This is a genomic window from Okeania sp. (genome assembly GCF_983059655.1).
Genome location: NZ_CEZPJD010000245.1, coordinates 1 through 8,277, shown reverse-complemented (window position 1 = coordinate 8,277; position 8,277 = coordinate 1). Strand labels below are relative to the sequence as shown.

The following is an 8,277-nucleotide window of genomic DNA, read 5'->3' as shown; positions in this document are numbered from 1 at the left end:
TATTCCTGAAGCTGATAGTAAGCTAGCAAATTGTAAAAAATTACGTCTTTTCATAGTTTTTCTAAAATATTAAATTGGGTCATTTCAGTTATAGGAGAAGGAAGAAGGAAGAGGGAAGAAGGAAGAAGGAAAAATATTGCTTTTTTTAAGTTTTAAGCTTTTAATATGTCCTTACCTTTATAGATCATTTTTTGTGTTTTTTTTCAGCAATTTTCTTCCCTGTTGCCTGTTGCCTGTTGCCTGTTGCCTACTTCTACAAAAAGTCTATTCTTTCTCAGAGATGTCTATTTATTTTTCCATCATTTCTGGACTACCTAACATTAAAGCTGCTTGTAAACCAGCTGGACTACTGCTAATTACTGCTTGAGTTTGGGTAGAAAAATTATTTCCTAAAGTTGCCCTAAGTTGTTGATGATTTACCCGTCTTGGTTTCCCTTGGTTTAACTGACCGCGAGATATAATTGTCGCAAAGCTAATTCTACGCATCATGGCATCGGAATTTAACCATGCTTCTTTAGTGTTTTTATAACCGTCAGGAGTTTTACAGGCATAAAGCTTCATTCCTAATTGCTCCAAAAATTGTTTAATTTTCCCCCATCTTGGTTTGTCAGTATTGCTTGCTCTAGCAGCAGAAACAATATATTGATAAGGGGTTTTAAATTTGCTGTTGTAGTATTTTTCCTGCCAGAATTCAGGACTATTAAATAAAGTTTCTAATACAGAACGAATGTTGCCATTAGTTTGTTGAAATCTTTTAGCTAGTTTATTCACTAGGCTACCGGGAGGCCGATCTGCAACAAAATATTGAGCTAATTTATAACTAATTAAACTGGCGGTAGATGGATGACTTGCGAGAATATCTAAGGCTTTTTCTCCTTCTTCTATTCCACCTGCTTTAATGGGTATTCCTAAAAATATTTTATCGCTGTTATCATGACGTTCTGGAAAAAATTTAAACCCACTCCCATCTCCACCACGACGTTGTATTCCCCAACCTGTAAAAATTCTTGCTAAAGTTATTATATCTTGTTGTGTATAGCCTCCATTGACTCCGATAGTATGAAGCTCCATAAGTTCACGGGCATAGTTTTCATTTAAGCCTTTAAATCTACCACGGGCACCTTGACTGTCAGGAGCAGTATTTAGCCAATTATCTAAATAAAATAACATGGCTGGATGATGAGCTGTTGATCCTAATAAATTACGAAAATTACCAAGTACATAAGGTCGAATAGCGTCTCTTTCGTAAGTGCCAACCAAAAGGCGGGTTAAGTTACCTTTATCTACAGAAATATTGAAGTGGTTAAACCAAAAATCTACCATTACTTCTTGTAGTTGTTTTTGGCTAAATATTGCTTGAATTAAACGTGCATCTTCTGATTCTCGTAAAACTTTTCTGACATTTTTGTTCATTTCTATTCGTTGTTGTTGAGTAAAGCTTTTAGCTCCTTTTTTTAGTCGAGGGATATTTTTTTTATATAATTCTGTTGGAACTAAGTAGAAGTTAGTTAACTTAGCAATTTTTTGTGTTACTTTAGGAGATTCTTTAATAGTTTCTGGTCTTAGTTGAGATTGAATATAATTATTAATTCCCATTGATTTAACTCGTTCTATATCTCCGGGTCTAGGACCAAAACTTAGACGATTCAAAACATTGATTGTTTTGGTATTAATAGATTGACTATCAGCATAGCTAGGACTTGGTAATCCTAAGCAGATAATTAAGCCTAATAGTAAAGATATAATCCAGTAACTAGAGGCTTTTTTCATTAGACTTCTTGCAGAAGTCAGGGAATAGGGGAATGAAATTGTTGATTTCATAATTCAGGGAGTTCACGGAATAGGGAACAGGAATAAATAATTGATAATTTATGTACGATAATTAATGTTATCTTTTATTTTTGGAGATGTATACTTGTATGGGAGCCTTATTATGAAAGTTTTTGCTTTTTGTAAATATTATTTACAGCAGCATATATCAACAATTATAACTTAAATATTTTAATTTTACCACTACATAATTTCTCTGTAAAAATCAGAAATTATCTTATCTTCCCTAAGTGCTTCTGCTAGATTTTGCCTAAAATTAAGGAACTTTCCAAATATTAATCTTCCGGTCCCAACCACCGCTAACTATTGTTTGACCATCAGGACTAATTGCTACTGTACTAATATAACTTGTGTGTCCGTTTAAACTACCTTTTAAGTTACCTGTACTCAGCTCCCAAAACTTGATTGTTTTATCCCAACTGCTACTAATTAAAGTTTTACCATCAGGAGTGATGACTATTGACCAAACTCCATCTATATGTTCTTTTAAACTATGGATTAATTCATCTGTCTGCAAGTTCCAAATGTTAATAGTGCCATCACTACTACTACTAGCTAATATCTGACTATCAGGACTAAAAACTACAGACAAAATTGATAGAGAATTAGTATTTATATTACGAATTAGTTGACCTGTTTGTAGGTTCCATAATTTAATCATATTATCTTTACTACCACTAGCTAGAGATTGGCCGTCAGGACTAATGGCGATCGCATTAATTATCTCAGAATGTCCCTCTAGAGTTCGGATCGACTCTCCACTACTTAAATTCCAAATTTTAATAGTTTTATCCCAGCTCCCACTTACCAACATTTCACCATCAGGAGCGATCGCTACTGCATCTACCACATCGTTATGCCCAGTGAGAGTCTGCACCAGAGTAATATCAGTAACATTTTTATTTTTGGGTAGTTTCCAAATTTTGATAGTTTTGTCATCACTACCACTAACAACTAACTCTTCATTGGGAGATACTACGACTGAATTTATTGATTCTGCGTGAGCTTTCCAAGTGGCTATGATTTCGCCATTCTTAATATCCCTGACTGAAATCATCCCGTTACTGCTACCACTGATGATATGGGAATTTAAAGCAACTACAGAATTAACTATTCCACCTACTTCATTGGAAATTGCCTTTGCTAGAGTAAAATTCACAGCAGTTTCGCTTCCATTTTCCTGTTCAGAGATAGTTGTAGAAATAGGGTCTGTTGCTTCTGTTGGAGTAGTTGTAGTTTGAGCAGTCTGAGGTTGTTGAGAAATAGTTGGCAACGAAACCTGTTGTCGCCACTGCCAAAAAGTATTAATCTCTATTCCTCCAGAAACGATCGCATCAGAGTTTTCTTGCAACTTGACAATACCGTTGATAGCAACTAGACGACCTTCTGTATCTAGCACTGGTCCGCCACTCATCCCCGCTCTGACTAAATTATCATAAAGTAAACTATAACCACCAACAGGTTGCTGACGACCTTTGACTACCCCTGGCGTACTCAGAAAAATTCGTTGTTGGAGGTTGCTGCCAGAACGTGGCCATCCCCCGACATAAACTGGTTTTCCTAGAACTAACTGAGCTGGATCGCCTGTTTCGGCAACAGGGTAATTTTGAGAACTGGTAAATGGTACAATAGCTAAATCTACATTTGGTACTTGTTTAATAAGACTGTAATAAACTGGATGCATTTCTCCATCAGGTGTGCGTACTTGGTAATCTCCTACTTTATTGACAACGTGCCAGTTGGTAAGTACATAATATGTATCTCCTTGTTTTTCGACAATTACTCCTGAGCCGCCTCTGTTTTGTCCATCAATTCTAACTGTAATTTCTCCTGCTATTTTGTTTATTTCTGATTCTGTTAAGCTCAGAGCAACTTCTGATGTTATTAGTGGCATTAAGATAGTGATACTAATAATTAAGCTTCTGATATTAATAGTCTTTAGAGGTAAAATACTAATAATAATGATGGTGATGATTCTCTGAAAATTCATTTTTTGTCAGCAACAGTTTTTTTTAATTCAGATGTTTAATCAAATACTTTACTTCACTTCTCAACCTAAGCAGATATTTTATGCCTAGTATGAATATCATTACAGACATTATATCATGTAGCTGCGTCTAACCTTCTATTGTTGAATTTTACTTCATTTTTTTATTCTTTGCTTAAAGATAAAATATAGCTGCTAAAGTTAATTACTTATGGTTCAAAAGCAACTTTTGTGTAGCACAAATTTGATGCAGTAATATTATACTCATAAAACTAAAGTAGGACAATAATTCTATCACTTAAACAGTCACATGAGAAAAAATTATTTTCTTAAGCTCAAAAAGTAAATGTTGCTAAACTATTGGACTGATAAAAGCCATTAAATACTTTTGAAGCCTTTACTATTTGTTAAAAGAATGCTATGTTTTGTGTTAAAAATAAAAAAAATTTACCGAAAAATTGTGGTTTAAAGCTTTACATTCCAATTTCTCTTGTCTCCTGTCTACTACCCCAGCAAAAAGACTTTTGAGCACAAACCCTAATTAGGACTTACCGATCTAATATCAAAGCATTGACTGATATTGATTGTAGCATTTTTTGGTCTCAAAAAGTCTCAGCTTTTCAGTGGAAAAAGTTCATGCATGCTAGTATTTTGGGATGATTATGGCAGAACAATCTTGGGACAACTTTTCCGACTACCTCTTCTATAATTCCCATTTATCCTGACTTCTGACTCCTGACTCCTATCCCTACCAAAAGACTTTATTCAGCAAACCCTAATAATTAATAATTAATTATTAATTATTAATTATTAATTGTTTAAATACCTCTATTCCCAAGATTAATACTACTGATTTAATGAAGTTTTAAAAACATCATGTTGTAGCCTATATAAAACATAGATTATAATAAATTAAACTGATTTTGTTGAAGTGACTTTGATATGGTAGGGCGAAAAAAGATCGAGTATCAAAAAATACTAAAATCTAGCAAAGAACTAAATTTGCTAATTGTAGAAGATGTGATGGAAGATTTAGCGCTCATAGTACGCACCTTAAAGTCTAATGGTGTAGAATTTACCTATAATGTTGCAGATAGCAAACTAAAATACCAAAAATTACTTCAAGATAATGTATACGATGCCATATTGTCAGATTATTATTTAGCAGATTTTGATATCTTCGAGGTACTGAAATTACTACAAAAATCAGGACAAGAAGTACCTGTGATTTTAATCACATATGATTTACCAGAAGAGAAAGCTTTTAAATGTTTAAAAGCAGGGGTTAATAGTTATCTTTTTAAAGATAGATTATTGAGTTTATCAATTATTTTAGAGCGAGCAACTGCTGAATTTAGATCTAAAAAAGAGCAGCAATGTGCCATTCTCAAGTTACAACAACAAGCTCAACAAGAAGCAATTATTAATCGCATTGTTCAAGGAATGCGTAACACTTTATTACTAGATGAAGTCCTGCAAAATACTGTTGAACAGTTACATGAAATTTTGCAAGTTAGTCATTGTATCATTGTGAGGCTAGACTATCAGAAAAATATTAATCTTTGTCACTTAGATAATATAACGGTTGAATGCAATCGTCAAGTTAGTTTTTCCTACGATGTTCATCAATATTATTCAGAATTACTCGCTACAGGAGAGCAAGTAAAAATTAGTAAATTCGATACAACTATAGACTCAGAAGTTAAAAATCTTATTGACGAGTTTCAAGTGATATCAGTTTTGATTACACCGCTGTTGTATCAGGATACTTATCTGGGTGGAATTATTCTACATCAGTCCGATCGAGAAAGAAAATGGACTGAAGATGAACTATCTCTATTGACATCAATTGCCGATCATTGTGCCATTGCCATCCATCAAGCTGAACTATATCAACAAGCACAAATAGAAATCACCGAACGCAAGCGAGTAGAAGAAAATTTACGCAAAAGTCAGGAACGTTATGCTCTTGCCATTGAAGCAGGCCATGTGGGAATTTGGGAATGGGACTTACAAACTAATATAATTTACCTCGATCCTATATTGAAAGCAATGCTTGGCTATGAAAATTGGGAAATTAGAAACAAAATGGATGATTGGCATCAATTGGTGCATCCAGAAGATCGAGAACAGGTAATGGCAGCCAAAAATGATCACTTAGCAGGGCTGACACCAAAATACGAAATCGAACATAGGATGCAACATAAAGATGGCAGTTACCGATGGTTTTTTTGTTGCGCAGTTGCTATTCCTAATGAAAAAGGAATAACGAATAGAATGATGGGTACAAATACAGACATTACACAATATAAACACGCAGAAGAAACCGTTATTGCTAGTCAGCAGCAGCTTGTAGCTATGATGATGCTTATCCATAATATTACGGAGTGCAAGCAAGCACAACAAGCATTACGAAATAATGAAGTGAAGTTTCGTGCCCTCATTGAGAATGCTAACGATTTAATTTTGATTATTGACGCTGACGGAATCTCTCGTTATATTAGTCCATCACTAATCAGAGTGTTGGGATATATGCCAGAAAAAGCTGTTGGTCAGAGTATTTTCGATCTAATTCATATAGATGATTTATCCCTCATTACCCAGACTTTTCACAAAGCAATTGAAAATCCTGGTATTAGTCAGTCACCTATTGAATATAGAGTTAAGCATAGTAATGGTTATTGGTGCTTTTTTGAAAGTGTTGTCACTAACCTTTTACACGACCCAGCAGTAGAAGGTATTATTGTTAATAGTCATAATATTACTCAACGCAAGTTAATTGAAAAACAATTAAAGCATGATGCACTACACGATCCACTGACTCATCTTCCTAATCGGACTCTGTTTATGGAGCGTTTGGAGCAAACAATTAAATATGCGGAACGTCGAAACAATTTTTCCTTTGCCGTCTTATTTATAGATCTTGACAGATTTAAAGTTGTTAATGATAGTCTTGGTCACAGCATTGGAAATCAACTGATTATTGCGATCGCCGAACAATTAAAAGTATTGATTTCTCGTGGAGACACAGTTGCTCGTCTTGGTGCAGATGAGTTTGTGATTTTGCTAGAATATATTTCAGGAATTAGTGATGCTACCTGTATTGCTAATCGTATTCATGAACAACTAACTTCGCCTTTCCTTTTAGAAGGAAATGAAGTATTTATTACTGCTAGTATTGGTATTGCTCTCAACTCTCCAAATATGGGATCGGCAGAAAATTTTTTACGAGATGCAGAAATAGCTATGCAATCTGCCAAAAATATAGGTAGAGGATGTTATCAAATTTTTTGTACCTCTATGCACACTCAAATTATTAGACGTTTAAAGTTGGAGAACAATTTACAAAGCGCTCTACAAGTTATTAAAAATCAACCTAACGCTCAGTCTCAATTTGTGCTTAACTATCAGCCAATTGTTTCCCTAACCACAAACAATATTATTGGTTTTGAGGCTCTAGTGCGTTGGCAACATCCAGAATTAGGTTTTATTTCTCCTGTTGAATTTATTCCTGTGGCAGAGGAAACAGGGTTAATTATACCTCTTGGTTTGTGGGTATTGAGAGAAGCTTGTCGGCAGTTACGTCAATGGCAAAATAAATTTTCCAATAGCCATGCCTTAAAAATGAATGTTAATCTGTCTGTAAAACAATTTGCTCAAGCAGATTTAATCGAACAAATTGACAAAATTCTCTCAGAAACTCAGCTTGATGGTAGTAATTTAAAACTGGAAATTACTGAAAGTGTTTTAATAGAAAATTATGATTTTGTTACAGAAAAAATGTCTCAGCTAAGAACGCGGAATATTGAACTATGTATTGATGATTTTGGTACAGGATATTCTTCTTTAAGTTATCTACATCGTTTCCCGATGAGTACTTTGAAAATAGATCGCTCTTTTGTGAATAGGATAGGCGTTGCTAATATGGTAAGTGAAGGTTCAATTGACCCTACAGAAATTATCCGTTCAATTATTACTTTATCTCACAATTTAGGTATAAATGTTGTAGCTGAGGGAGTAGAAACTTTAGAACAAGTTCTTCAACTACAAGCGTTAAAATGTGAATATGCTCAGGGTTATTTATTTTCTCAACCCTTAGATATGGCAAAAGCAACAAGTTTACTTGCTAAAATCAACTCTTGGAAAAAATAGTTGGTAGTTCTGTAGATGTAGTGATCTTTATAACCCACATTCCGCACCACAAAATGTAGCAACCGAAGAAGGAGTCAGGAGTCAGGAGACAGGAGACAGAATTTTAGAAGAAAATCATAGCTGCCGTGATTGAGTAATCATGTATAGCAAGTATTTATGCGTAAATTTTTTACTGGGAATTTGATCGACGAAAAAAGTAATTCACTTCAAACTTTCCTCTCTTCCTTCTGCCTTCTGTCTTCTGTCTTCTGTCTTCCCTCAGCCAAAGTATAATTATTTAACCGAACATGATATTACTATCGAAAGGT

The 8,277-nt window shown here is 34.4% G+C and carries 3 protein-coding genes; 1 reads left to right on the top strand and 2 read right to left on the bottom strand.

Annotated features, from left to right (window positions below; translation table 11 throughout):
• Window positions 1-288 precede the first annotated feature (288 nt).
• Both AC3DU7_RS15230 and AC3DU7_RS15225 read right to left on the bottom strand, forming a co-directional pair.
• Window positions 289-1,770, bottom strand: a complete 1,482-nt coding sequence (locus AC3DU7_RS15230; protein ID WP_488040176.1) for a DUF1800 domain-containing protein — start codon at window positions 1,768-1,770, stop codon at window positions 289-291.
• 316 nt (window positions 1,771-2,086) lie between these two features.
• Window positions 2,087-3,820 carry a trypsin-like peptidase domain-containing protein gene (locus tag AC3DU7_RS15225; protein WP_488040175.1) on the bottom strand — a complete coding sequence of 578 codons (1,734 nt, stop codon included), beginning with the start codon at window positions 3,818-3,820 and terminating at the stop codon, window positions 2,087-2,089.
• Between the two features lie 939 nt (window positions 3,821-4,759).
• Here AC3DU7_RS15225 and AC3DU7_RS15220 point away from each other — a divergent pair.
• Window positions 4,760-7,969 carry an EAL domain-containing protein gene (locus tag AC3DU7_RS15220; protein ID WP_488040174.1) on the top strand — a complete coding sequence of 1,070 codons (3,210 nt, stop codon included), beginning with the start codon at window positions 4,760-4,762 and terminating at the stop codon, window positions 7,967-7,969.
• The last annotated feature ends 308 nt before the right edge of the window (window positions 7,970-8,277 follow it).